The 25499-nt window shown below is 64.5% G+C and carries 26 protein-coding genes and 1 riboswitch; of the genes, 11 read left to right on the top strand and 15 right to left on the bottom strand.

The features are described 5' to 3' along the window. Window positions 1-32: 32 nt before the first annotated feature. Entirely contained in the window at window positions 33-383 is a 351-nt protein-coding gene (locus QGV55_RS04320) for a VOC family protein (protein ID WP_281018081.1), read from the top strand. On the opposite strand, the gene QGV55_RS04325 is transcribed toward QGV55_RS04320, so the two are convergent. The 3 genes from QGV55_RS04325 to QGV55_RS04335 are packed head-to-tail and all read right to left on the bottom strand — an operon-like array spanning window position 353 to window position 2501. After that, on the bottom strand, window positions 353-814 hold the full coding sequence (locus QGV55_RS04325; RefSeq protein WP_281018080.1) for a DUF1801 domain-containing protein: 462 nt from the start codon (window positions 812-814) through the stop codon (window positions 353-355). The two genes, QGV55_RS04320 and QGV55_RS04325, sit on opposite strands and share 31 nt — an antisense overlap. Further along, window positions 811-1962 (bottom strand): 23S rRNA (adenine(2503)-C(2))-methyltransferase RlmN, encoded by a 1152-nt coding sequence (rlmN, locus tag QGV55_RS04330; RefSeq protein WP_348637650.1) that lies wholly within the window; start codon window positions 1960-1962, stop codon window positions 811-813. The genes QGV55_RS04325 and rlmN overlap by 4 nt, the downstream gene beginning before the upstream one ends. An 11-nt stretch (window positions 1963-1973) precedes the next feature. Further along, a complete protein-coding gene (locus tag QGV55_RS04335) occupies window positions 1974-2501 on the bottom strand; it encodes an invasion associated locus B family protein (protein ID WP_281018078.1) in 528 nt (175 codons plus the stop codon). Window positions 2502-2687: 186 nt separating this feature from the next. On the opposite strand from QGV55_RS04335, the gene QGV55_RS04340 reads away from it, so the two are divergent. Both QGV55_RS04340 and QGV55_RS04345 read left to right on the top strand, forming a co-directional pair. Then, the gene (locus QGV55_RS04340) at window positions 2688-3302 is read left to right on the top strand and encodes a 2-hydroxychromene-2-carboxylate isomerase (protein ID WP_281018077.1); all 615 of its coding nucleotides are present in this window, start codon (window positions 2688-2690) and stop codon (window positions 3300-3302) included. Beyond that, window positions 3299-4522, top strand: a complete 1224-nt coding sequence (locus QGV55_RS04345) for an MFS transporter (RefSeq protein ID WP_281018076.1) — start codon at window positions 3299-3301, stop codon at window positions 4520-4522. Before QGV55_RS04340 ends, QGV55_RS04345 begins: the two co-directional genes overlap by 4 nt. 8 nt (window positions 4523-4530) lie before the next feature. Here QGV55_RS04345 and QGV55_RS04350 read toward each other — a convergent pair whose 3' ends face one another. The 9 genes from QGV55_RS04350 to QGV55_RS04390 all read right to left on the bottom strand — a co-directional run bounded on the left by QGV55_RS04350 (window position 4531) and on the right by QGV55_RS04390 (window position 12533). Further along, the gene (locus QGV55_RS04350) at window positions 4531-5871 is read right to left on the bottom strand and encodes a peptidoglycan DD-metalloendopeptidase family protein (RefSeq protein WP_281018075.1); all 1341 of its coding nucleotides are present in this window, start codon (window positions 5869-5871) and stop codon (window positions 4531-4533) included. 40 nt (window positions 5872-5911) lie between these two features. After that, window positions 5912-6376 carry a PTS IIA-like nitrogen regulatory protein PtsN gene (gene ptsN, locus QGV55_RS04355; RefSeq protein WP_281018074.1) on the bottom strand — a complete coding sequence of 155 codons (465 nt, stop codon included), beginning with the start codon at window positions 6374-6376 and terminating at the stop codon, window positions 5912-5914. A gap of 60 nt (window positions 6377-6436) precedes the next feature. Beyond that, the gene (gene raiA, locus QGV55_RS04360) at window positions 6437-7027 is read right to left on the bottom strand and encodes a ribosome-associated translation inhibitor RaiA (RefSeq protein ID WP_281018073.1); all 591 of its coding nucleotides are present in this window, start codon (window positions 7025-7027) and stop codon (window positions 6437-6439) included. A gap of 144 nt (window positions 7028-7171) precedes the next feature. Further along, window positions 7172-8737, bottom strand: a complete 1566-nt coding sequence (rpoN, locus tag QGV55_RS04365; RefSeq protein WP_281018072.1) for an RNA polymerase factor sigma-54 — start codon at window positions 8735-8737, stop codon at window positions 7172-7174. A gap of 10 nt (window positions 8738-8747) precedes the next feature. After that, on the bottom strand, window positions 8748-9533 hold the full coding sequence (gene lptB / locus QGV55_RS04370) for an LPS export ABC transporter ATP-binding protein (RefSeq protein WP_281018071.1): 786 nt from the start codon (window positions 9531-9533) through the stop codon (window positions 8748-8750). Continuing rightward, entirely contained in the window at window positions 9530-10057 is a 528-nt protein-coding gene (locus QGV55_RS04375) for an LptA/OstA family protein (protein ID WP_281018070.1), read from the bottom strand. The genes lptB and QGV55_RS04375 overlap by 4 nt, the downstream gene beginning before the upstream one ends. A gap of 17 nt (window positions 10058-10074) precedes the next feature. Next, entirely contained in the window at window positions 10075-10746 is a 672-nt protein-coding gene (gene lptC, locus QGV55_RS04380) for an LPS export ABC transporter periplasmic protein LptC (protein ID WP_281018069.1), read from the bottom strand. Further along, complete coding sequence (locus tag QGV55_RS04385) at window positions 10743-11741, bottom strand: KpsF/GutQ family sugar-phosphate isomerase (protein ID WP_281018068.1); 999 nt, start codon at window positions 11739-11741, stop codon at window positions 10743-10745. Before QGV55_RS04385 ends, lptC begins: the two co-directional genes overlap by 4 nt. Before the next feature lie 177 nt (window positions 11742-11918). Further along, complete coding sequence (locus QGV55_RS04390; RefSeq protein WP_281018067.1) at window positions 11919-12533, bottom strand: ribonuclease H-like domain-containing protein; 615 nt, start codon at window positions 12531-12533, stop codon at window positions 11919-11921. A 169-nt stretch (window positions 12534-12702) separates the two neighbouring features. Here QGV55_RS04390 and QGV55_RS04395 point away from each other — a divergent pair, with 169 nt between their 5' ends. From QGV55_RS04395 to QGV55_RS04425, 7 genes are all read left to right on the top strand, one after another. Continuing rightward, entirely contained in the window at window positions 12703-13665 is a 963-nt protein-coding gene (locus QGV55_RS04395; protein WP_281018066.1) for a complex I NDUFA9 subunit family protein, read from the top strand. A gap of 17 nt (window positions 13666-13682) precedes the next feature. After that, window positions 13683-14231, top strand: a complete 549-nt coding sequence (gene rfbC, locus QGV55_RS04400) for a dTDP-4-dehydrorhamnose 3,5-epimerase (protein ID WP_281018065.1) — start codon at window positions 13683-13685, stop codon at window positions 14229-14231. 3 nt (window positions 14232-14234) lie between these two features. Further along, entirely contained in the window at window positions 14235-15275 is a 1041-nt protein-coding gene (gene rfbB / locus QGV55_RS04405) for a dTDP-glucose 4,6-dehydratase (protein WP_281018064.1), read from the top strand. Next, a complete protein-coding gene (rfbD, locus tag QGV55_RS04410) occupies window positions 15272-16165 on the top strand; it encodes a dTDP-4-dehydrorhamnose reductase (protein ID WP_281018063.1) in 894 nt (297 codons plus the stop codon). The genes rfbB and rfbD overlap by 4 nt, the downstream gene beginning before the upstream one ends. Beyond that, window positions 16162-17043, top strand: a complete 882-nt coding sequence (gene rfbA, locus QGV55_RS04415) for a glucose-1-phosphate thymidylyltransferase RfbA (RefSeq protein ID WP_281018062.1) — start codon at window positions 16162-16164, stop codon at window positions 17041-17043. The genes rfbD and rfbA overlap by 4 nt, the downstream gene beginning before the upstream one ends. 1 nt (window position 17044) lies before the next feature. Then, window positions 17045-17806 carry an N-acyl homoserine lactonase family protein gene (locus tag QGV55_RS04420; protein WP_281018061.1) on the top strand — a complete coding sequence of 254 codons (762 nt, stop codon included), beginning with the start codon at window positions 17045-17047 and terminating at the stop codon, window positions 17804-17806. Window positions 17807-17922: 116 nt separating this feature from the next. Next, window positions 17923-20067, top strand: a complete 2145-nt coding sequence (locus QGV55_RS04425) for a PAS domain-containing sensor histidine kinase (RefSeq protein WP_281018060.1) — start codon at window positions 17923-17925, stop codon at window positions 20065-20067. A gap of 22 nt (window positions 20068-20089) precedes the next feature. Here QGV55_RS04425 and msrP read toward each other — a convergent pair whose 3' ends face one another. The 3 genes from msrP to QGV55_RS04440 form a co-directional block, all read right to left on the bottom strand. Continuing rightward, window positions 20090-21064 (bottom strand): protein-methionine-sulfoxide reductase catalytic subunit MsrP, encoded by a 975-nt coding sequence (msrP, locus tag QGV55_RS04430; protein WP_281018059.1) that lies wholly within the window; start codon window positions 21062-21064, stop codon window positions 20090-20092. Between the two features lie 73 nt (window positions 21065-21137). Further along, on the bottom strand, window positions 21138-21932 hold the full coding sequence (locus QGV55_RS04435) for a fumarylacetoacetate hydrolase family protein (protein WP_281018058.1): 795 nt from the start codon (window positions 21930-21932) through the stop codon (window positions 21138-21140). Then, window positions 21932-23944: an elongation factor G gene (locus tag QGV55_RS04440; RefSeq protein WP_281018057.1), complete on the bottom strand. Its 2013-nt coding sequence runs from the start codon at window positions 23942-23944 to the stop codon at window positions 21932-21934. Before QGV55_RS04440 ends, QGV55_RS04435 begins: the two co-directional genes overlap by 1 nt. A 154-nt stretch (window positions 23945-24098) precedes the next feature. Next, window positions 24099-24206: riboswitch (glycine riboswitch) on the top strand. 167 nt (window positions 24207-24373) lie between these two features. Between QGV55_RS04440 and gcvT the strand changes: the two genes are divergently transcribed. Continuing rightward, complete coding sequence (gene gcvT, locus QGV55_RS04445; protein WP_281018056.1) at window positions 24374-25489, top strand: glycine cleavage system aminomethyltransferase GcvT; 1116 nt, start codon at window positions 24374-24376, stop codon at window positions 25487-25489. The last annotated feature ends 10 nt before the right edge of the window (window positions 25490-25499 follow it).

Consider the following 25499-nt stretch of genomic DNA (forward strand, 5'->3'; position numbering starts at 1 on the left):
TGTTCCATTTCGTCGAGAGCAGGAGAGAGATCATGCCGGCAAGCGCCCCGGTCGCCATCAATTACGTCGAGTTCAACGTGTCGGACATGGCCCGGACGAAGGCATTCTACGCCGCCGCCTTCGGGTGGCGCTTCACGGACTATGGCGACAGCTATTGCGAGTTCACTGACGGCAGCATGAAGGGCGGGTTTGCCGTCGGTGAGACAGTGGCAGTCGGCGGGCCGCTGATCGTGCTCTACAGCGACGACCTGAAGTCTGTCGCGAAGCAGGTGACGGATGCCGGCGGAACCATCGTGAAACCGGAATTCGCCTTTCCCGGCGGGCGACGGTTCCAGTTCACCGACCCGGATGGCTATGAACTTGCGGTCTGGTGCTCCGACTGATCGACCTTCGGCGTCTTCACCGGTTTCAGGTGATAGGTCAGCGCGTGGCGGATGGGCAGGCGCAGCAGATCGCGGGGCAGGGGACTGTCCGGGTCCAGCAGGATGGCGCGATTGCCGTCGAAGCGCAGGTCCCTGCCGGGACCATTGCGGAAGTCGCGGATGACGCTGGTCTGGCAATGAAAGAACAGCGCCAGATGCTCCCCCGGGCGGTCGGTGCCAAGGCGGATGGTCGTGCCGACGCGCGGACGCGCGGGCAGCCACGACGGCTGCCCCCATTTCAGGGTTTCCCGAAGGATGCCGACGCGCGGATCCTCCTTCGCCGTTTCCAGGATGAGCTGGCGCAGGTCGCGCAGCGGCTGGTGAAACGCGTCGGGGAAGGCTTCGAAGGCGGCGCGAACATCCGGGTCGGAGATGTCCGTGCGCACCGTCATTGTGCTGCGGCGGTTCCGGTCTTCTCCCGGCGTCCGCGCTCGCTCTCCGTCTTGAGCTGACCGCAGGCGGCCATGATGTCCCGCCCGCGCGGCATCCGCACCGGGCTGGAATAGCCCGCATCGTTGACGATCTCGGCGAACTTGCGGATCGCCTTCGGGCTGGAGCAGGAATAGGCAACGCCGGGCCACGGGTTGAACGGGATCAGGTTCACCTTGGCGGGAATGCCGCTGATCAGCCGGACCAGCTCCCGCGCCTCCGCCGGGCTGTCGTTGATGCCGTCCAGCATCACATATTCGAAAGTGATGCGCCGGGCATTGTTGGCCGCCGGGTAGTCGCGGCAGGCCTGGATCAGTTCCTTCAGCGGATGCTTGCGGTTGATCGGCACCAGCACGTCGCGCAGTTCGTCGTTCACGGCGTGCAGGGAAACGGCGAGGTTGACCTGCAGGTCTTCGCCGCAGCGTTTCATGATCGGCACGACACCGGAGGTCGAGAGCGTGATCCGCCGCTTGGAAATGGCAATCCCGCGCTCGTCCATGACGATCTTCAGCGCCTTTGAGACATTTTCGTAGTTCAGCAGTGGCTCCCCCATCCCCATCATGACGATGTTGGAGAGCTGGCGGTTGCCGTCGCGGGGGCTGGGCCATTCGGCCAGCGCATCACGGGCGATCATCACCTGCACGACGATCTCCCCCGGTGTCAGGTTGCGCACCAGCTTCTGGGTGCCGGTGTGGCAAAAACTGCAGGTCAGCGTGCAGCCGACCTGGCTGGAGACACAGAGCGCGCCGCGATCAGCCTCCGGAATATGCACGGCCTCAGCCTCATGCCCGTCGGGAAACCGCATCAGCCACTTGCGGGTGCCGTCGCTGGACTGCTGGGCCACGCTGATGTCGGGGCGTCCGACAACGAAGCGGTCTGCCAGATCGGCGCGCCAGGCCTTGGAGATTGAGGTCATGGCGTCGAAGTCGCGCGCACCACGCTCGTAGATCCAGTGGAAAAGCTGTCCCGCCCGCATCCTGACCTTGTCCGGGCGCTCCCCCGCATCCAGCAGGGCGTCAGCCATCTCCTGGCGGTTGAGGCCGATCAGGTTGACCCGACCGTCGAACCCCGCCGCAAAGGGACGGTCGGTCGCGCGCACTTCCGGCTGGATGGCGAGATCGGTCACGGGCAAGCCTTGTCTATGGCGTTCATGGCGGCGGTGAAGCCGAGCAGGGAATAGGTGTCGGTGGTCTTGGTGCCACGCTTGGAAAAGCCGGTGATCACCATGTCCAGCCCGGCCTTCATGGCGGAGACCATCTGGCTGTCATCGCGCGGGTCCAGCGACCAGGCGCGTTCGCCGTCGGTCTGCATGCCGATCTCCGTGCTGCCGATCCTGGCCACGGCCTCCCGGTTCGGGGCGAAGGGATAGCCGACGATCATGCTGATCTCGTTCTCCACCCCGTCCGTCGGACGGTGGGCCACGTTGAAACGGATCGCGCCACGGTTCACACCCTTCGGCAGGGTTGTCTTCGGCGAGGAGGTGACGAAACAGATCTGCTGTTCGCCATCGCGATAGATCCAGGCGGACCAGTCGCGATAGTCACCGATCTTCTGCGGTGCGGCCTGGGCGTGGGCATCGCCGGGCAGTACGCCGGAGAATGCGACCAGTGCGGCAAGCAGCGCCGCGGATATGAGGCTGTTCCTGAGCATGTGCGCAACATAGAGGGCGAATGCGGCAATTTCCAGACGAACGCGGCATCGGAATGTGTCTTTGCGACAGGTTTGCCCCTGCCATGCGGCGAAGCATCATTGACGCACGCTGGCGCGAGGGGTGAAGCTGCGCGGCAGGATGAACGTGAACGTCAAGTTCACGAGCGACCGGTGGGGGAGGTAGCCATGCCTGCGGCAGAGTTTCATTTCGATTTCGGCAGTCCCAACGCCTATCTGGCGCACTGCGTGCTTCCCGGGATAACGGAACGCACGGGGGTGCCGATTGTCCATGTGCCGGTACTGCTGGGTGGCCTGTTCAAGCTCACCGGCAACAAGTCGCCGATGGAATGGAACAAGGGCGTGCGGAACAAGAGCGAGTACGGGCAGCTTGAGATGCAGCGTTTCATCCGCCGCCATGCCCTCGACCGCTTCACGATGAACCCGCATTTTCCGGTAAACACGGTGGCCATCATGCGGGGCGCACTGGTGGCGCAACGCGATGGTTTCGGGCCGGCCTACATCGACGCGGTATTCCGTGCGATGTGGGAGGACGGGCAGAAGATGGATGACCCGTCGGTGATGGTCGCCGCCCTGGACAAGGCCGGTCTCGATGGCGCTGCAATTGCTGCCGCCACCCAGGAACAGTCGATCAAGGACAAGCTGATGGAGAACACCAGCGCATCGGCCGATCGCGGAAATTTCGGCAGTCCGACCTTCTTCGCCGGTTCCGAGATGTACTTCGGCAAGGACCGGCTGCCGGATTTCGAGGAAGAGATTGTGCGGCAGCGTGATGCTGCGTGAGTGATCCGGCCCGCCCGACCTACCAGCGACGCCCGGCGACCGCGCTTGGCGCGACCCTGGGGCTGCAGATCGTTGCGGCGGCCATGTTCAGCGCAACCGCAGTCGTTGCACCCGCACTGCCACCCGGACTGGGCCTGGACGAATCCGGGCTGGGCATCTTCGGTGCCCTGACCTTTGCCGGTGCCATGTTCGGCACCTCCGTCGCGGCCTTCCTGCTGACCCGCCATGGCCCGGTGCGGCTGATCCAGGCCGGTGTGCTGCTGTCCAGTCTGGCGCTTGCGGTGCTGTTTGCGGGGGTGCCCGCGCTGGCGCTGCTGGCCGCTGTCTTCATCGGTATCGGATACGGCCCGAATGCGCCCGGCGGTTCGTATCTGCTGTCACGGCACACGCATCCGGCCCGGCGCAGCCTGATCTTCTCCATCAAGCAGTCCGGTGTACCGGCAGGTGGTGCGCTAGTCGGTGTCCTGATCCCGCTGGTCGAGGCGGAACACGGCTGGCAGGCCGCCCTGTCGGTCATCATCGGGATCGGGTTCCTGACCGCTGTCGTGGCGCAGCCCTGGCGTTCGCGTCTGGACCTGGATGTCATCGCCGGTGCCCCCGCCCGCGCCCCGATGCGTCTGGCCGATCTGGTCCCGATTGCCGTGGTCCGCGGTCACCCGATGCTGGTCCGCATCGCCCTGATGTCCTTCACCTATGGTGCCGGTCAGATGATCCTGGGAACCTTTCTGGTGATCTTCCTGACCGAGCGGGCGGCCATGTCGCTGGTCGCGGCAGGTGCGGCCTTCTCCGCCATGCAGATCAGCAGTTTCACCGTGCGCATGATCGCGGGATGGCTCAATGACCGGCTGGGACAGTCGCGCCTCATACTGGCCAGCTTCGGCATCGTCACGGCGGTGTCGGTCACGGTGCTGGCGACGGTCGATGCGGGGACACCCTATTGGCTGGTGCTGGTACTGGCCGTCTTCTGCGGCGCCGGGGCCGCCGGATGGAACGGCGTCTATCTGGCGGAGGTCGCGCGACAGGTGCCGGAGGCGCAGATCGCGTCCGCCACCGCGGCGACGGTCTTCTTCACCTATTTCGGGCTGGTCGTGGGGCCGGCCGCATTCAGCCTGCTGCTGGCGTTCAGCGGTTACGCCCTGGCCTTTGGCTGTCTGGCGGTGCTGGTCCTGATCGGCGGGCTGATCATCCTGGTGCCGCCGCGGGCAGCCTCACCTGCCTGAACCGGTTCTCAGCGCAGGGTGACGGAAATCTCGCGCCGGTCATGCAGTCTGCCATCGCGGACCATCCGCACCTCGGCGCGATAGATGCCGGGCTGAAATCCGCCAGGCGGTGTGCGACGACCGCCAAAGGCGAAGTACTGCGCCTGATCCTTCGGATGCGGATTGAGGGTCTGGGCGAAGACGCGATTGCCGTCGGGTGCGGTAATGCCGATGCTCATGACATCACCCTCTTGAATGCCGAAGACAATGTACCAGGCCACCAGCGCCTGCCCGTTGCGGTCGAGCGTTGTGGCGGAACTGTCGCCGCTCTCCGCCTCCTCCTTTGTCAGTTGCCGGTCGATCATCCCGAGATCGAGAATGCCGCCAGCCTGATAGGTGATCTGCTGCCCGCCTGCCGTGTCCCAGAGCGGACGGTAATCACCACCGCAGGCCACCTGCGGATCAACGCCGCGGAAGGGATCGATCTTCTGGCCGTCCTTGCGCACGCTGAGGTGCACGTGGGGAAACTGTGCCTTGCCCGACATGCCGATCAGCCCAAGCCGGTCACCCGCGCGCACGATCTGGCCCTTGCCGACGGAGACGGATCCCTTCTGCAGGTGGCAGTATTGGGTTTCCCAGCCATTCTCGTGCGTCAGCACAACGGCATTGCCGCACTCACGGCCATCGACAGCGCCTGCCGGCAGGGTCGTCACGTTCACGTCCGCCATGCCATCGCGCAACGCGCGCACCACGCCGTCCCGTGCCGCAACGACCGGAATGCCGTCGCGCATGGCCTTCAGGTTGGGGACACGGAAATCGGTGCCACTGTGGTTCTGGTAGCTCAGATGGCCGCACGTGAAGTCCTGTGCCCCGGGGCCGGGATCAACGTCCATATACTGCTGGATGAAACAGTCCTTGCCGAGCGTACAGTCCACGGGACTGCCCAGACTGAAGGAGTCCGGCTGTGCGGACTGCCGCGCCGGCTCCAGCTTCGGTTGCTGTTCCCGAACCACCGGTTTCGGCGGCGCGGGGCGTTCCGCGAACTGGGCCACGGTCTGGCGGGGTGTCTCGGCGGGTGACGGAGGTGCCGTCTGCACAGGCGCGGGCGCGGGCGAGGTGGTCCGGGCGGGCGTAACGGTCCCGACCGGTCGCGCAGGTGCCGCAGGCTCCGGCCCTGTGCGCAGCGGCATGGCGGCGGCGGGGGCGGAAGTATCGGGCGGCGGGCTGGCGGAGGTATTGTCGGGTGCCGCCTGCGGTGTGGCCGCCAGGGGAACGGCTGCTGGATCATCGTGGCTGAAACGGTCGATGAACATCAGGACCGTGGCAGTCAGCAGGACGGCGATAATCGCGACGAGACCCCAGCGCAGCATCAGCAGGTTCCCCTGTCAGTTGGGCCGGTCACGGAACCGGTCAGGCCGCCTCCGACGCCGAACCTGTGGTCAGAAGCGCGAAGAGGGCGTCATCACTGCGCGCGCCGCGAAGCTTGTCACGCGTGTCCCGGTCACGCAGCAGGCGTGAGATCCGCGACAGGGCCTTCAGGTGATCGGCGCCTGCGGACTGTGGTGCCAGCAGCAGGAACACGAGATCGACGGGGCGGCCGTCCAGCGAGTCGAAATCGACCGGCTGCTTCAGCAGGGCAAACACCCCGCTCAGGCCGTTCAGATCGGCGATCCGGCCATGTGGAATGGCCACGCCCTCACCAACACCGGTGCTGCCCAGCCGTTCCCGTTCCAGCAGCACATCGAAGACCACACGTTCGTGCAGTCCCACCTGTGCCGCGGCGATCCGGGCCAGTTCCTGCAACACCTGCTTCTTGCTTCCGGCCTTCAGGCCGAAGACAACGGATGCCGGGTTCAGGAGGTCATGAATTTCCACTACTGCACCTGTTTCGTTTCTTGGTCCGGATTGCAGACCGCCCCTTCCAGGGGGTGCGGATCAGGCCTTGGCCGGATCAATCCAGCCGATATGTCCATCGCTACGGCGATAGACGACATTCAGTCGGTCGTTGCCCAGGTTCCTGAACATCAGTGCCGACTGGTTCGCAAGGTCCAGCCGCATCACCGCATCACTGACCGTACAGGAGGGCACGGTGGCCGTCGTCTCGGCGATGATGACGGGATGCGCGTCGGCACCTCCAGTCTCCAGATCATCGGTCTCGGTCTCGTTGTCGTCGCTGGCGAGGGTGTAGTCCTGCGCCATCAGATTGGCAAGACCATCCTGCTTCTGTCGGGCGTGATGGTCCTTCAGGCGACGCTTGTAGCGGCGCAACTGCTTCTCGATCCGCTCCGCGGCCAGATCGAAGGCGCCGTGCGCGTCGCTGTCGCTGCCCTGGCTCTTCAGAAAGATGTCGTGCCCGATATGGACGGCACAATCAGCCTGTATCATCTGGCCGTTGCGGGAAAAGGTGATGGAACCGTCGATGCCATCGCCGAAATACTTGCCTACCGCATCCACGATCCGTTCTTCCGCGCGCTGCCTCAGCGCGTCACCCAGATCGATCTGCTTGCCTTCAATGGTGATTTTCATGATGCCTCTTCTGTACCGCCCTACCGACGCCCCGAAACCCGGCGGTGCTGCAAAGCGGCGCGGACCATAGGTAGGCCCCCAAACCGAGTCAACCCGCTGAAATCCGGTCCCGTCGGGACAACCCGCGACCGGAGCCGAAGCCGCTCAACGGGCCATCGACATTTGCAGCCGTTTCTGCCGTCGCCTTTGCACTGACGACGGAATACGCAGGGCTTCGCGGTATTTTGCGACCGTCCGGCGGGCAATGTCGATTCCTTCTTCCTTGAGGATTTCGACGATGCGGTCATCGGAGAGGATCTTCCTGGGGTCTTCCTCCCCGATCAGGTCCCGGATCCGCATGCGCACGGATTCGGCGGAATGCGAATCTCCCCCCCGGTTCGACGGGATCGCGGCAGTGAAGAAGTACTTCATCTCGAAGATGCCGCGCGGGGTGCCGATGTACTTGTTGGCGGTGACGCGGCTGACGGTGCTTTCGTGCATGCCGATGGCGTCGGCGATGGTCTTCAGGTTCAGCGGACGCAGGTACTGCACCCCCAGGGCGAAGAACCCGTCCTGCTGGCGAACCAGTTCCGTTGCCACCTTCATGATCGTGTTGGCCCGCTGGTCCAGCGACTTCACCAGCCAGTTGGCCGTGTTGAGGCACTCGCTCAGATAGGTCTTGTCCTCGGCCTTCTTGGTGGTGCGGCTGACTTCGGCGCAATAGCGGTTGTTGACCAGCACGCGGGGCAGGGTCTCGCTGTTCAGCTCGATCGACCAGCCGCCATCCGGCTTCTGGCGCAGCAGCACATCGGGCACGGCTGTCTGCGAATCATCATGGTCGAAACTGCTGCCCGGACGCGGATCCAGTCGGCGGATCTCGCTGACCATTTCGGCCAGATCCTCCTCATCGACCTCGCATTCCCGCATCAGCGCCGGATAGTCCTGACGCCCGAGCAGTTCCAGCCGGGCGACCAGTTTCGCCATCGCGGGGTCATAGCGATCCTGCTCGATCAACTGCAGTGCCAGGCACTCCGACAGGTTGCGCGCGCCGATACCGGTGGGCTCGAAGCCCTGCACGACCTGAAGCATGTCTTCCACCAGCGTGCTCTCGCAGCCCAGGCGTTCCGCCATCTCGTCGATGTCTTCCCGGAAATAGCCGTCCGGGTCGATGGAATCGATGATCGCCGAGCCCACCATCCGCTGAATATCGTCATTCACGGCGAGGCCAAGCTGGGTCATCAGCGATTCCCGCATGCTGACTTCCTCGCCCAGGGTATTCTCCAGGCTCAGGTCCATATCCTCGAAGCGCGACGAGCCGCCGCCGCCCATCTGGCCCAGACTGCCGCCGGTATCCCCGGAATCACCGCCCGTACCGGAGGTTTCGCCCATGCGGTCGGCGGCACTGTCCTCGCCACTGATACTCTCGCGATCCGCATCGAATGCCTGTTCGGCCTCCGCGCCACCGCCGTTCTCGGCCGTGATCGAGATTTCCGCGACCGGCTCGTCACCAAATCCGTCGTCGCTGGTTTCGGCGCGGGCTTCAGGTTCCGGCTGATCGGGCCGGTCATCCCTCTCCCGTTCCTCCAGCAGCGGATTGCGCTCCAGCTCCTGCTCGACGAAGGAGGTCAGTTCGATGTTGTTCAGTTGCAGCAGCTTGATGGCCTGCTGCAACTGCGGAGTCATGACCAGATTCTGGCTTTGCCGAAGCTCCAGACGGGGTCCGATGGCCATGCTGCGCGCCCTACATCCGGAAACGGTCGCCGAGATACACCCGGCGCACGTCATCATGGTTCACGATATCGTCGGGCGAACCCTCCATCAGCACCCGACCGTCATGCAGGATGTAGGCGCGGTCGATCAGGTCCAGGGTCTCGCGGACATTGTGGTCGGTGATCAGCACGCCCAGTCCGCGATCCTTCAGATGAAAGACCAGATCGCGAATCTCTCCGACCGCGATGGGGTCGATGCCTGCCAGTGGCTCGTCCAGCAGCATGAAGGACGGGCGGCTCGCCAGCGCGCGCGCGATCTCGACGCGTCGCCGCTCGCCACCGGAAAGCGCCATGGCGGAGGCGCGCCGCAGGTGGGTCAGGGAGAATTCGGCCAGCAGATCCTCCAGCATCTGCTCCCGCATCTCCCGCTCGCTCTCGGTAACTTCCAGCACGGCGCGGATGTTCCGCTCGACGGTCATGCCCCGGAAGATGGAGGCTTCCTGCGGCAGATAGCCGACACCCAGTCGGGCGCGCCGGTACATCGGCAGGCTGGTGATATCGTGGCCATCCAGCATGATCTGGCCGAAGTCCGCCTTGATCAGCCCGGTGATGATGTAGAAACAGGTCGTCTTGCCCGCACCGTTGGGGCCAAGCAGGCCCACCGCCTCCCCACGCTGCACCGACAGCGAGACATCGCGCAGCACGGGGCGCTTCTTGTAGCGCTTGCCGAGCTTCCGCGCCGAGAGGCCGGTATTCTCGTGCACCAGGCGCGGTGTCGCGCCTTCCGCCGTTTCGGTCATGTCGGTCACGTCCGTCATTCAGTGGCATCCGAGCGCTGGGGCTGGAAAATGCCCTTCACCCGTCCCGTTCCCGGTGCCCCATCCAGACGCGTGACCCCCGTTTCCAGATTCATGACCAGCCGCTGTCCGGCAAGCACGTTGCGGTTCTGGAACAGGCGCACACCGCCCTCCAGCACGATGGTGGCGCTGTCGATGTCATAGACGCCCTGATCGCCGGTGGCGCTTTCCTTCTCCGTCGAGACGCGGACATTGCCCCGGGCCTCCAGACGGGAGATACGCCCGCCGACCGCGGCACCTTCACTGTCTGCGCCACCTTCGCGGTAGCTGACGTGAAGCTCGTCGGTCTTCAGGTTCATGCGGCCCTGCTGCGCATCGACATTGCCGATGAAGACAGCCAGTTGCTTGTCCCGATAGACCTCCAGATTGTCCGCCTGGATCTCGATCGGGGCGTTCGGATCGCCGCCCAGCCCCTGCTGCGCACTGACGGGCGAGAGCATGGCGAGGGTCAGCAGCACGGTCGCGATGATGCCCGGAAGCCGCATTTTCGTTGTCCAATCCATCAGAGGCCCCCGGAACCGGTTTCGACCACCAGCTTGACACCACCCCTGAAGCGGATGGTCTGGCCGTTGCCTGCGACCTCGAAGCGGTCCGCAGTGATGCGCCCGTAGGGGCCGTGGCCGGTCACGGGGTCACCGCCCGTGATGCGACCCTGTGCCAGTTCGAACGTCGCATTGGTGCTGTGCAGTTCGTTGCCGCTGTCCGTGAACAGCGCCACATCGCCATTCAGTACCAGTCGCTGTGCCTCCCGGTCGTAGTTCCCGTTCAGGGCCGAAAGGGAGAACCAGGCGCCGTCATCGGTGGTGGTGTCGCCGGAGATATTGGTCAGATGCACCAGTTCCGGTGACTCGGCATCCTGAACCACCTCATCGGCAGTGATGTTGAAGGCATGGGCTCCGCCGCTGATGAACCGGGCATTCGACATGGTCGAGGTCGGTGCGCCTACATCGACATCGGCGAAGTCGATGGGCAGGTCGCCGCTGCGTTCCGTGAACTGCGGCCAGGCCAGCAGGGCAACGACCAGCAGGGCTGAAACGCCGAGCAGCGCGAACTTCATCCGATTGACCAGCGGATTGCGGCGTGCCTGCCCGGTCGAGATGCGGTCCGAACGGGGCCGCGCGTTCCAGCGCCGGCCAATATCCTTCGCGGTCTCCGGGGTGTCGCTGACGTTCATGCGACACCTGCACGGAGACAGTCGTGAATGTGCAGCAGCCCGACAGGGCGCTGGTCGTCATCCAGCACGAACAGGCTCGTCACCTTGTTCTCGTGCATGATGCCGACTCCTTCGGACGCCAGCGCCGCGGCGCGGATTGTCCGCGGGTGGCGGGTCATGGCGTCATCCACCGAGCGGTTCAGCAGGTCCGGGCGCTTCATGCCACGTCGCAGGTCCCCGTCGGTGATGATCCCGGCCAGGCGTCCGTCCGCATCGGTGATCGCGATGCAGCCGAGGCTCTTCGCCGTCATCTCGATCAGGGCATCGGACATCAGGGTGCCGCTGGGGGCAACCGGCAGTTCCGCGCCCTTGTGCATGATGTCGGCAACGGTCACGAGGCGGCGGCCGAGCTTGCCGCCCGGGTGCAGCCGTCCGAAGTCCCGTGCCGTGAAGTTCCGCCGTTCCAGCAGGGCCACGGCCAGTGCGTCGCCAAGTGCCAGCATCATGGTCGTGGATGTTGTCGGTGCCAGCACATGCGGGCAGGCCTCAGCCGCGTCGGGGGTCAGCAGGCAGACGTCGGCGGCGGACCCAAGCGTGGATGGCATGCGGCCGACCATGGCGATCACGGGCACCATGTTGCGGCGCGCGAACTCGACGATATCCCCGAGCTCGTTGGTCTCGCCGGAGTTGCTCAGCCCGATCAGGGCATCCTTCTCCGTGATCATCCCCAGGTCGCCGTGACTGGCCTCGCCCGGATGCACGAAATAGGCAGGCGTCCCGGTGGAGGCCATGGTTGCCGCGATCTTGCGCGCGACATGACCGCTCTTGCCCATCCCCGTCAGGATGACCCGGCCCTGGACCTTCAGCAGGCAGTCAACCGCAGCGACGAAACTGTCGTCGAGACCGGCGGCAAGGGCCATCAGCGCCTTCGCCTCCATCTCGATCACCTGTCGTCCCGTCGCGATGTCATCGCCGGTCCCGGTATCGCCTGCCACTGCTCGGGCTTCGTCAGCCATGGGTCGTCAGGGCCTCGCCTGTCTGGTTTCAGTATGGTGCCCGTGGATCAACGGGTCATTCGCGACAAGATTCATGCCAATATGAGTGAAGTGCCGCGACCACGCAACATCAGAGCACGCATTTGTGCAGAAAGCCTTTACGGCACAAGGCAGAATCCCGAATCCGGCCGTTGCCGATCAGGAGTGGGCGAAGATGTCCGTCTCCGGCCAGCCGACCAGATCCAGTTCAGCGCGCATCGGCAGGAAGTCGAAGCAGGCCTGGGCCATGTGGGTCCGCCCCTCCCGCGCAATGCGGACATCCAGCTCTGCCCGCAGACGGTGCAGATACAGCACGTCGGACGCCGCATAGGCCATCTGGGCGTCCGTCAATTCGTCCGCACCCCAGTCGGATGACTGCTGCTGCTTGGAGATGTCCACATCCAGCAACTCCCTGCACAGGTCGCGCAGGCTGTGGCGGTCCGTGTAGGTCCGGCAGAGGCGGCTGGCGATCTTGGTGCAATAGACCGGGCTGGTCTTCGCCCCCAGGCCGTGGCGCAGGGCTGCAATGTCGAAACGCGCGAAGTGGAACAGCTTCAGGACCGAAGTATCCTCCAGCATCCGCACGAGATTGGGGGCGGGCGCGCCGCCGGGGCGGATCTGGACCAGATGCGCGTCACCATCGCCGGCCGAGAGCTGCACCAGGCAGAGCCGGTCCCGGTGCGGGTTCAGGCCCATGGTCTCGGTATCGATGGCCACGGCCGGACCAAGATCGACGGCGTCCGGCAGGTCATCGCGGTGAAAGTGGATGGTCATAGATGCGGGCTCCATTCAGGCGTCTGCGTTTCGCATATCACAGGGCAGGTTGGCCCACCAACCGTGACGTCGCGACGTATCGCATCGTTGCCATCTGCGCGGCGGCACGATAGAGCAGTGCGACAGGGTCGGGGCAGGTGATCCCCGACGGATCGGGAGGTCTTTTCGGATGCAGGGCATGCACGTTACGGTCTTCGGTGGGTCCGGTTTCATCGGTCGTCATCTGGTGCGCCGCCTGGCGCGTGCCGGCGCAATCGTCACGGTCGCCGTCCGCGACCCGGAAGCCGCGATTTTCCTGAAGCCGATGGGAGATGTCGGACAGGTCACACCGCTGTACGCCAATATCCGCAAGCCTGCTTCCGTGGCCAGGGCAATCGAAGGTGCGGACGCCGTCGTGAATCTGGTCGGCGTGCTGCACCAGTCGGATCAGTCCTTCTCGGCCACACATGCCGTCGGCGCACGCAATGTGGCGCAGGCGGTCGCGGCGGCGGGCATCACCCGTTTCATCCAGCTCTCCGCAATCGGTGCCGATGCCGCGTCTGGTGCGCTCTATGCCCGGACCAAGGCGGCAGGCGAGGCAGCCGTGCGGGAGAGCGTTCCGACAGCAACGATCCTGCGTCCCTCCGTGGTGTTCGGGCCGGAAGACGACCTGATGAACCGTTTCGGTGCCATGTCCCGCATCGCCCCGGCCCTGCCGCTGGTCGGCGGTGGACACACGAAGTTCCAGCCGGTCTTTGTCGGTGACGTCGCCGACGCGATCATGGCAGCGCTGGTGCGTGAGGATGCGCAGGGCAGGACCTTCGAGCTTGGCGGACCTCGGGTCATGACATTCCGCGAGATCCTTGAGTTCGTGCTGCGTCAGACCGGGCGCAAGGCGCTGTTGCTGCCGATCCCGTTCGAGGTCGCGAAGATCATGGGCGCCGTGCTCCAGTTCCTGCCGGCACCGCCGCTGACCCTGGATCATGTGCGCCTGCTGCAGGAAGACAATGTGGTCGATGAGGGCCAGCCAGGTTTCGCGGACCTCGGCATCACCGATCTGGAAACCGTCGAGGCCATCGTGCCCGCCTACCTTGCCCGTTTCCGCAAGCCTGGCCGGGAGCCCGTTGCGACGGCCGACCGGGTCATGGACTGACTGCTCCGGTCGGACCCATGCGGATCGAGCCAACGGCAATTCCTGATGTATTGCAGCTTTGGCCTGTCCGGCACGGCGATGACCGCGGTTTCTTCTCCGAGACCTGGAACGCCGGGACGCTTTCGGCACAGGGCCACGACTGGAGCTTCGTGCAGGACAACCATGTCCGCAATGGCGCGCGCGGTACCTTGCGCGGTCTTCACCTGCAATTGCCACCGACTGCACAGGGCAAGCTGATCCGTTGTCTGCGCGGGTCGATCCTGGATGTGGCGGTCGATGTGCGCCGGGGGTCACCGACGTTCGGTCGCCATGTCGCGGTGGAGCTGTCGGAAGCCGCCTGGAACCAGCTTTGGGTGCCGAAAGGCTTCGCGCATGGTTACTGCACCCTGACCGACGGGGCCGAGGTGATCTACAAGGTGACCGCACCCTACGACCCCTCCGCGGAGCGGGGCATTGCCTTCGATGACCCGGCACTGGGGATCGACTGGCCCGTGGACAGGCAGTCCGCACGGGTTTCGGAGAAGGATCTGGTGCTGCCGACACTCGCTGAATTCGGAGGGGTCTGAGCCATGCGTATCCTGGTTACCGGCGGGTGTGGTTTCATCGGTTCGGCGCTTGTCCGGCGGCTGGTGCCGGATGGTGTCGACGTGCTCAATGTCGACTGCCTGACCTACGCCGGACGGCCCGAGAACGTCGAGGATGTGGCTGCGGCGGCGAACTACCGCTTTCTGCAGGCGGATATCTGCGACATGCCTGCGATGGTAGCGGCCTTCGCGGAGTTCCGGCCCGATGCAGTGATGCATCTTGCTGCCGAAAGTCATGTGGACCGGTCGATCGACGGTCCCTCCGCCTTCATCCGCACCAACGTGACCGGGACCGGCGTGATGCTGGAGGCGGCCCTGGGCTACTGGCGCGACCTGCCCGATGACCGGCGGGAGAGCTTCCGCTTCCTGCATGTATCGACGGACGAGGTCTATGGCAGCCTGGCCGACGGTGCCTGGTTCCGGGAAGGCGATGCCTACAGCCCGAACTCCCCCTATGCCGCATCGAAGGCCGGGTCCGACCATCTGGTCCGGGCGTTCGGTGTCACCTATGGCCTGCCGGTGCTGGTGACCAATTGCGGCAACAACTACGGGCCGTTCCAGTTCCCGGAGAAGCTGATCCCCCTGATGATCCTGAATGCGCTGGATGGTCGCCCCCTGCCGGTCTACGGCAAGGGCGACAATGTGCGGGACTGGATTCACGTGGATGATCATGTGGCCGCCCTGCTGGCGGTCCTGGCGCGCGGGCGCACGGGGGAGACCTATCTGGTCGGCGCGCGGGGGGAGCAGCAGAACCTGGATGTGGTGCGCCATCTCTGCGCGCGGCTCGATGCGCTGGTCCCGGACTCCCCGCATGTGCCGCATATCGGCCTGGTGACGCGGGTCAAGGACAGGCCGGGCCACGACCAGCGCTATGCCATCGACCCGTCGCGGATGGAGCAGGAGATCGGCTGGAAACCAAGGATGACGTTTGACGCCGGCCTGGAGGACACGATCCGCTGGTACATGGACCGGCGCGACTGGCTGGCGCGGGTACACGACCGGGGCAGGCTGGGCGGACAGTCGTGAGCATCCTGATCCTCGGTGCCGGTGGTCAGGTCGGCGCGGCCCTGCGCTGGCGAGCCATGGCCCGCGGCCAGAGCGTCATTGGCCTGAAGCACGACGAGCTTGATATCACGGTTGCGGATGCGGTGCGCAGGACGGTCGCGGACATCCGTCCCTCGATCGTCATCAATTGCGCGGCCCATACGGCGGTCGACCAGGCGGAGGCGGAGCCGGAGCGTGCCATGGCCATCAACGGCGAAGGGGCCGGCAATGTCGCCCTTTCCTGTGCACTGGCTTCCGTGCCCCTGATCCATCTGTCCACAGACTATGTCTTTGACGGCAGCAAGACCGGAGCCTACCGGGAGGATGATCCCGTCGTCCCGGCAACCGTCTATGGACGCAGCAAGCTTGCGGGGGAGAAGGCGGTCTTCGACGCCTGGGGCAAGCACGTCATCCTGCGGACATCCTGGGTATTCGGTGCGATGGGTAGCAATTTCGTCAAGACCATGCTGCGACTGGCCGCCTCCGGTCAGACACCGCTGAGAGTTGTCGATGACCAGATCGGCGGCCCCACACCGGCCGATGCCATCGCCGACGCTTGCCTGGACATCAGTGAGCACGCCCGGCGTTCCGATATCGTGCCCTGGGGGACATATCATTTCGCGGGCGCGCCGACGGTGAGCTGGCACGGCTTCGCGCGCGCGATCCTGTCCCACTACCCAGAGCTCGAGATCGAGCCCTGTACCACGGATGCCTTTCCGCGCCCGGCCCCGCGTCCGGCCAATTCGGTACTCGACTGCGGTCGCATTCGCGCCGCCTTCGGTATCGAACAGCCTGACTGGACGATCCATCTGGCTCGACTCTTGCGCGAGCTGGGGGAAGCACCAGTGGAAACCGGGGGAGATGTGTCATGAAGGGAATCGTGCTGGCCGGAGGTGCCGGAACAAGACTGCACCCGATGACCAGGGTCGTGTCGAAGCAGTTGCTGCCGGTCTATGACAAGCCGATGATCTATTATCCGCTGGCGACGCTGATGCTGGCCGATATCCGGGAGATCCTGCTGATCTCGACACCGGAGGATCTGCCGCGGTTCGAGCAGTTGCTGGGTGATGGCCGGGACTGGGGACTGAGCATCACCTACGCGGAACAGTCGGCGCCAAGGGGGATCGCAGAGGCCCTGATCATCGCCGAGGATTTCGTGGCGGGGGATCGCTGCGCCCTGGTTCTGGGCGACAACATCTTCTATGGCCGGGGCTTCTCCGGCATGTTGCGCGAAGCAGCCCTGTTCGAGGACGGGGCGGTGGTCTTTGCCTATCAGGTCGTGGATCCGGAACGATATGGCGTGGTCAGCTTCGATGCGGACCGGCGCGCCATCGACATTGTCGAGAAGCCGAAGGATCCGCCGTCCTCCTTCGCGGTCACGGGACTCTATTTCTACGACAGCCATGCTGCCGACGTGGCCCGGTCCATTGTGCCCTCGGGGCGTGGCGAACTGGAGATCACGGACGTGAACCGGCACTACCTCCAGCGCGGCAAGCTGCGTGTCGAGACCCTGGGACGTGGCTTTGCCTGGCTGGATACCGGCACCCCTGTCAGCCTTCTGGAGGCCACCGAGTTCATTCATGCGGTGGAGAAGCGCCAGGGACTGAAGATCTCGGCACCGGAAGAAATCGCCTGGCGAAGGGGCTGGATAGGAGACGAAGCCCTGCGTAGGCTGGCTGAAGCCATGAAAGGCAACGACTACGGCAGCTATCTGACGCGGTTGCTGGCGCATGACCACCGGGGAGGGTGACATGACGATCCGTCTGTATGCGATGACCTGCGGCTGGCTCGAGATGAGCCTGAAGGCGATGCTGGCAGGGGCGGAAGGGCGAATTCGTGTACCTGTTCCCTGCTATCTGATCGAGCATCCCAAGGGACGGGTGCTGTTCGACAGTGGTCTGAATCTTCAGGTCCAGACCGACCCGTTCGCCCGGTTGGGGAAGATCGCGACCTACTATGGAATCACCTTCGAGAAGGACACGGACATCGCCGCGCGGCTGAACGCGATGGGGATTGGTGTCGAAGACATCGACTATCTGGTGAATTCCCACCTGCATTTCGATCACGCAGGTGGCAATGACGCCCTGCCTGACTGCCGGATGGTGGTTCAGCGCCGGGAATGGGACGCGGCGAATGATCCCGACATGGCAGCCAGGATCGGGTTCATGAAGCAGGACTTTGATCACGGGCATGACCTGGTGCTGCCCGATGGGGAGCATGACATCTTCGGTGACGGTTCCGTGGTCTGCATCCCGACCTATGGCCATACGCCCGGGCATCAGTCGCTGAAGGTCCGGTTGCCCGATGGCGATGTGGTTCTGACCGGTGACGCCTGCTATCTGCGCCGCACACTGGAGGAAATGCGTCTGCCCATGATCCTCCACGATGCGGAGGAGATGCGTCAGAGCCTGCAGAAACTGAAGGAACTACAGAGGCGTGGCGCACGCATCTTCTACGGTCATGACCCCGAGTTCTGGGCCGGTGTGCCGCAGGCCCCCGCGCAGATCCAATGACCTGAAATGCGCGAAGGGGCGGCAACCATCATTCATGAAGTGTTAGCTGTCCGCCGGTATTTGGGTGATACATGAGCGATGCGCACGCTATCCAACCGGACCCTTCGGGGCCGTGCATGAAGGATCAGACTCTCATCGAGGCCTTTGTTCGCCTCGGTGTGCCTGTTGCCGTGACTCAGGCATCATCCGACGGAAAACCGGAAGTGGTGGCCACCAGCAAGGCCTTTGACGGTCTCGTGCCCGCTGCTGCCACCGCCATCGGGGTGCTGGGAGATCTGGATGATCTCGGTCCGCGCGCCCTTGCTGCCGTTTCGGGCTGGACGGTCAGCGGGTCACGGCTTCCGGGCGGTGCCGTGCTCTGGCAATGCGTGGAGGAAGTGGGAGCCGACGACGTCGAGAAGGCGATCGCGCAGATGCTTTCCGGTGCTTTGGCGGAGAACCTCGGCATCATCTATTTCGGCCCTGACAGACGCGCCAAGTGCTGGTCGCCGGGCATGCATTCATTCTTTCCGGACTCGGATGTCTTTCCCATACCCAATGGAACCATCGAGGAGCAGATCGAGACGATTCTGTCGCATGACATGATCCCGGGCGCACAGGGTAACGAGGACACGGTGCGGCAGAACCTGCTCAATGGCTATGACAAGCCACAGAAACCGCTTGTGGACATGACCGCGTCCGGTCTCTGGTCAATATCCGTCACCTGCATCCTGCCGAACGGCGGACGGTTGCATGTCATGGGGGATGTCTCTGACGTCAAGCGGCGTGAGGAACAGCTCAAGACCTACATGTCCAACGTCGATGGCATCCTGTTCTGCAGACGGCGCCAGGGCAGTGACCGGGTCCAGGTCTGGGGGCGGCGCGCACGCCGACTGAGCAGTGGCGTGGAAGGCAATTTCCAGCGCATCAGGGCCGAGGACTGGTTTCATACCTTCGACCCTGAATTCCGCCAGCCCTACATCGACACGATGGTCAGGCACAGGAAGACGCTTGAACCCTACACCTTTGAATTCGGCGCAACGGATCCGAAGAGCGGGCACCATATGTGGATTCGCGAGGAAGGCTGGACCACCGAGGACCGCTTCGGTGTGATCTACCATGACAGCGTGCTGATCGACATTACGGAACAAAGGGAAGCGCTGGCCCGCCACGAGGAGAGCGAGGAACGCTTTCGCGCCTTTGCCGAGCTGGCGTCCGACTGGTACTTCGAGATCGATGCGGACATGTGCGTCACCTATGTTTCCGAACGCTATGAGGAATTGTTCGGGGTCAGTCGCGAGACCATTGTGGGACACAACTGGTTCGAAATCGTCAGGGCAGACGATCCGCATCTTGATCAGCAGGCTGCCCTTGCCTGGACGCGGATGCGGGAGCTCTGGGACGAACGGAAACCGGTCGAGCGGATCCACACGCCAGTCGGATCCCGCGGCGCCCGACGCTTCGTGGAGATCTCGTCCGCGCCGGTCTTCGGGCCGGATGGCACCTTCAATGGCTATCGCGGCGTTGGCCGCGACATCACGGAGATGGAGGAAGCGCGCGAACAGACCATCGAAGCACTGCGGCACGCGGAGGAAGCGAGCCGCGCCAAGTCCGCGTTCGTCGCCAACATGAGCCACGAATTGCGCACGCCGCTGAATGCGATCATCGGTTTCTCGACCGTCATGAAGGGTGAGCTTCTCGGTCCGATGCAGAATGAGCGCTACCTGGGCTATGTCAGTGACATCGCGGCGAGTGGCGAACATCTGCTCAGTCTGGTGAACGATGTCCTCGACATCTCGCGGGTAGAAGCCAACAAGATGGATATCAAGCCCGAGCCGATCGAACTGGAAGCCGAGATGCAGGGACTGGTGGAGCTGTTCCGTGACCGGCTCGACGAACGCGATTTCCGTCTGGTGCCGGGTGATCCCGGTAGTCTCCGTGCGGACCGGCGGGCCTTGCGGCAGATGGTCATGAACCTCATGTCGAATGCCATCAAGTTCACCGACAGGGGCGACACGATCTCTCTGGAATTCGGCAGGACCGGTTCAGGCGAGACCTTCATCTCGGTTCAGGACAGCGGTTGCGGCATCCGGGAAGATGAACTTGCCAAGGTGCTGGAACCCTTTGGCCGCGCCGGGGACGTCGATGTGACACCCGGCACCGGACTCGGGTTGCCCCTGACCAAGCAGCTGGCCGAACTGCACGGCGGGCGCCTCGAACTGGCGAGCGCCTTTGGCAAGGGAACCACCGTCAGCATCATCTTTCCCGACAACGCGGGCTGATGCCGACGGCGGCAGAAGACGCCTACATGTAGAGGGCGCGCTGGTCTTCCATGCCCTTGTAGAGGTCGGCGACGAACTCGCCATAGCCGTTGAACAACTGGGTCGGCACACGCTTGCCACCGGTTCCGATCACCTCTTCGGTGGCCTGGCTCCAGCGGGGGTGTTTGACCTTCGGGTTCACATTGGCCCAGAAGCCGTATTCCCGCGCATTGATCTCTTCCCAGAAACTTGTCGGCTGTTCATCGGTGAAGGTGATGCGGACAATCGACTTGATGGACTTGAAGCCGTATTTCCAGGGCAGGGCCAGACGCAGCGGCGCGCCCATCTGCTTCGGCAGCGGCTTGCCGTAGGCCCCTGTCACCAGGAACGGCAGTTCGTTGCGGGCCTCCGCCAGGGTCACTGCCTCGACATAGGGCCACGGATACCAGCGCTGGCGCTGGCCACTGGCGATTTCCTTGTCCAGGAAGGTCTCGAAGCGGACATAGCGGGCATTGCCGGTCGGCTCGGCCAGGTCGACCAGCTTCTGCAGCGGAAAGCCGCTCCAGGGCGCGACCATCGACCAGGCCTCGACACAACGGTGACGGTAGACCCGCTCCTCCACCCCCAGACGGCGGATCAGCGCGTCAACGTCCCAGGTCTTGGCCTCCTTCACCATGCCGTCGATGGTGACGGTCCACGGACGCACCTTCAGATCCTGCGCGTCGCGGTAGATCCGCTTGTGCGAGCCGAATTCGTAGAAGTTGTTGTAGGTCAGGTTGACGTCTTCGTCGGTGATGTCGCGCTCCACCCGGTACCGCAGGTTCGGTGCCGCCGGATACATGTCCGCGGTGGGGATCAGTTCGTCCTCCGCCTGTGCCTGGCCGGACAGGCCCAGCGCCGACAGACCTATGGCACCAAGGCCCATGCCCTTCAGCAGGGCGCGGCGATTGAGGAACACGCTCTCCGGCGTTGCGGCGCTTTCGGGAAGCTCCCAGCCACGTCTGTTGCGAATGAGCATGCCTGATCTCCTGCGGAATTGGATATGCAACCAATAAGGCAACTCGCGGCGTGATCCGCAAATCAAGCGAACGTTATTCGAGCGTCAACTCGATACTGCCGAGGGGGCCGAAGTCCGCCTTCAGGTGCTGCCCCTTGTGCGCGTCATAGACGACGATGGTCGTGCCGGTGGAGACCCGGTCGCCCGCCTTCAGCCCGTCACGCGCATAGACGGCGCGGACGTTGGCCAGCCAGGTCAGTGCATTCAACGGATGATCCATGACATTGATGCCCTGACCCTCCCGCACCAGCTCGCCGTCGGCGTAGAGGTTCACGGCCAGTTCGGCCAGGTCGATGTCCTGCCAGTTGCTGACCGGCGCGCCGTGCACCCAGGCTCCATGACTGCCATTGTCGGCAATGATCTGCAGCGGGCCGATGGTGGTCCAGTCCTGGAAGCGGCTGTCAACGATCTCGATCGCCGGGAAGGCCGCCGCCACCGCGTCCCCCACCGAACCCGGATCATAGGGTGCCGCCGCCGCCGGCAGGTCCTCACCCATCAGGAAACCGACCTCCGCCTCGATCACCGTCATGAAGAAGTCGTCGGTGCTGAACGTCGCCGGAGACGGCTTCGACGTGTTCTCGAAGATGCCGCCGAAGAAGGGTTCGTGAACCCCGATCTGGCGCTGCGCGGTCTCGTTGGTGCACCCGATCTTCCAGCCGATCTGACGACCGCCGCCATTGGCGGAGATCGCCTTGCGGACGGCGGGCTGGACCGCGTAGGCCTCCGCGATATCGTCCGGCATGGCATCGGGGGGCAGCACCGGAATTCGTGTGCGACCGGTACGCGCCTGCATCAGGATTTCCGCCGCTCGCACCGCCCGTGTCGTCATCACCCAGCTCCGATTGCCTGTTCCGCCGCCCTGCCGGAGAGTTCCTGCAGGCGGTCGAAATGAAACGTGAAGGTGCCGACACCCTGGGTCAAGGAGCGTATTTCGACGATCAGGTCCGACATTTCCGCCTGCGGCATGTGGGCGGAGACCTGATCCCAGCCGGGCCAGCCGGGACGCGCGTCATAACCCAGCAACTGGCCCCGCCGGGCGCTGACCATGTTGTTGATGGCCGCCGTATGATGGCTCGGCACCATGATCTCCACCTGCATGACCGGTTCCAGCAATACCGGATCACAGGCGGGCAGGCCCTCCGCCATGGCCGCGCGCCCTGCGGTCTTGAAGGCCATCTCGGAGCTGTCGACCTGATGATGCTTGCCGTCGGTCAGGGTCACGGCGATATCGACCACGGGGAAGCCCAGCGGGCCGCGTTTCAGGAACTCGGTCACGCCGGACTCGACCGCCGGGATGTACTGCTTCGGCACCACGCCGCCGCTGATGCTGTCATCGAAGTGAAAGCCCGATCCGCGGGGCAGGGGGCGAATGTCCAGCGTCACATCGCCGAACTGGCCGTGGCCGCCGGACTGCTTGCGATGCCTTGCCTGCTGCGTCACCGGTTTCCGGATCGTCTCCCGATAGGGCACGGCGGGCGGCGCGGTCTCCACGGCGATGCCATAGCGGCCCTGCAGACGGTCCACCGCCACCTTCAGATGCATGTCGCCCTGTCCCCAGAGCAGCATCTGATGCGTGTCCGGATCATGATCGACCGTCAGGCCCGGATCCTCCTCCTGCAATCGGGCGAGTGCGCCCGACAGCTTCACCTCGTCATTGCGGTTGGCGACCGCGATCGCGGTCGCGAACACCGCCGGAAAGGCGGGGGCCTTGCGCAGTTCCGGTGCGCTGCCGGATGCCAGCACATCCCCTGTCGCCACGGCCTCCATCCGACCGAAGACGGCGATCTGGCCTGCGGAAACACTGTCGGCGCGGGTCGTGGTCATGCCGACGGTTCGTGACAGGCTGCCCACCCGCTCACCACTCAGTGTGTCGCCTTCCTTCACCGTGCCGGACCAGATCCGGGCCAGCGACAATTTTCCTCCATGCTGGGTCTGCCAGGTCTTCAGGACCTGCGCGACGGCTTCCGGTGCATCCGGATCCGCGCCGGCGCGCAGGGCGGCGGCCCGATGGTCGGGCACCTCATGGCGGATCGCCTTCAGCAGGCGGCGCACGCCATTGTCGTGTTCCGCCGCACCCAGCAGCACGGAAACGATGCGGCCTTCCTGCAGGTTCTCGGTCAGATCCCGAAAGACCTCGGCCTTCTCCGGCTCGATATCCTCCAGCAGTTCCTCCATCAGGTGATCATCGAAATCCGCGAGCTGTTCCAGCATGGCAAAACGGGCTTCACCCTGCAGTTCGATCTGGTCGGCGCTCGCATCCACCTGTTCGGAGGGTGCGCCCTCGCGGTAGAGATAGGTCCGGTTCTGGGCCAGATCGACATAGCCGACGACCGTCTCGTCGCGGGTCAGCGGCAGGTGACGCAGGATCAGCGGCTTGTCGGAGATGGCCTGCAGGGCCTCGATGACGGGCTGAACCTCGCCGGTTGCCCGGTCCACCTTGTTCACGAAGATGAAGCGCGGAATACCCAGGTCATCCAGCAGTTTCAGCCAGGGCAGCAGGGTCGTGGCCCTGGCCGGGTCCGCCTCGCAGACGACAACGGCGGCATCGACACCGATCAGGGCATGCGCGGCCTCCTGCACGAATTCGATGGAGCCGGGACAGTCGATGAAGGTGATTTCCTCATCCAGATACCGGGTCGTCGCCGCATTGCACTCGACCCCCATCTGCCGCGCGCGGGCCTCCGGTGCGCTGTCGCCAACGGTGTTGCCGTCCCTGACCGTGCCCTTGCGGTCGATGGCACCGGTGACATGCAGCAGGCTTTCCAGCAGGGACGTCTTGCCGCTGAGGTAGGGTCCGATCAATGCCACGTTGCGAGGGCCCCGGGGCCGTGCGTCTGCCATCTTCCGTCTCCCGTGCAGGTTTCTTTGCTTATTTCTTTTTTCAATCGTCCCGCCGCCGCCGGGTTTACGCAAGGGCAATCTGTGCGGGATCGGGTCCGGGGCGGGCTTTGCTGTTGTGTCGATTCCTTCTGGCCCGTACATTGACGGCGTCCGATTGAACCCAGCGGGAGAGATCAGTCCGGTATCCGGTGACGGATGCGGGACGGACGCCGAAGGAGCAACCGCCCCGGAAACTCTCAGGCAAACGGACCGTTGGGTGACGGCACTCTGGAAAGCGGAGCAGGTCTGCGGATCTGTTCTCACCGAAGGGGTACGACCGGCGGCAGCCGTGCCGGTCCAGTCTCTCAGGTCCCACGACAGAGGGGGCGTGCCGACCATGACCCTGCCGGGTCCTGGCGTGGCGCGAACCTGAGTCCGAGGGAGCCAGCGATGAGTGCCGACAGCGATACCGACCAGACGATCCTGAAGACCCCGCTCAACGACCTGCATCGCGCGCTTGGCGGGCGCATGGTGCCGTTTGCCCGGTATGACATGCCGGTACAGTTCGATGGCATCATGGCGGAGCATACCCACACGCGCACCGCCGCCGGGCTGTTCGATGTCTCCCACATGGGCCAGGTGCGGCTGGTGGGCGAAGGTGCCGATGTGGCGCTGGAACGTCTGATCCCCAGCAATGTCAGGGAACTGAAGCCGGGCAAGCAGCGCTACAGCCTGTTTCTGAACGATGACGGTGGCATCCTCGACGATCTGATGATCACGCGACGCGAAGATGACCTGCTGCTGGTCGTCAATGCGGCCTGCAAGGACGCCGATATCGCCCATCTCACTGCCTCGATGCCGACGGGCGTTGCCGTGGTGCCGATGCCGGAGCGGGCCTTGCTGGCCCTGCAGGGGCCTGACGCCGTCGCCGTGCTGGACGCGCTGGTGCCGGGTGTTGCCGAACTGACCTTCATGACATCAGGCAGTTTCGACTGGGACGTGGCCGACCTCTGGATTTCCCGTTCCGGTTACACCGGGGAGGATGGTTGCGAGATCTCCGTTCCCGAGGGCAGGGCGGTGGCGCTGGCGGAGGCACTGCTGGCGGATGCGCGGGTGAAGCCCATCGGCCTCGGCGCCCGCGACTCGCTCAGGCTGGAGGCCGGGCTGTGCCTCTATGGCCACGACATCGACACGACCACGTCCCCGGTGGAGGCCAACCTGCAATGGGCGATGCAGAAGCGGCGTCGCGAGGCCGGTGACTTTCCGGGCGGTGCGCGCATCCTGCGCGAGCTGGCCGAAGGCCCGTCGCGTCGCCGGGTCGGGCTGAAACCCGAAGGTCGTGCCCCCATTCGCGAGGGCGCTGCCATTCTCGACGCCGATGGCGCGAACGTCGGTGCCATCACGTCCGGTGGCTTCGGTCCCAGTGTCGGCGGACCCGTCGCCATGGGCTATGTCGAGACCCGGCTGGCCGAACCCGGGACGGCACTGTTCGCGGAGCAGCGCGGCAAGTCCCTGCCGCTGCAGGTCGCGACGCTGCCGTTCTCACCCCACAATTACAAACGCTGAAACCCGACAG

Source organism: Minwuia sp. IMCC3009 (assembly GCF_029909415.1).
Lineage (GTDB): Bacteria > Pseudomonadota > Alphaproteobacteria > Minwuiales > Minwuiaceae > Minwuia.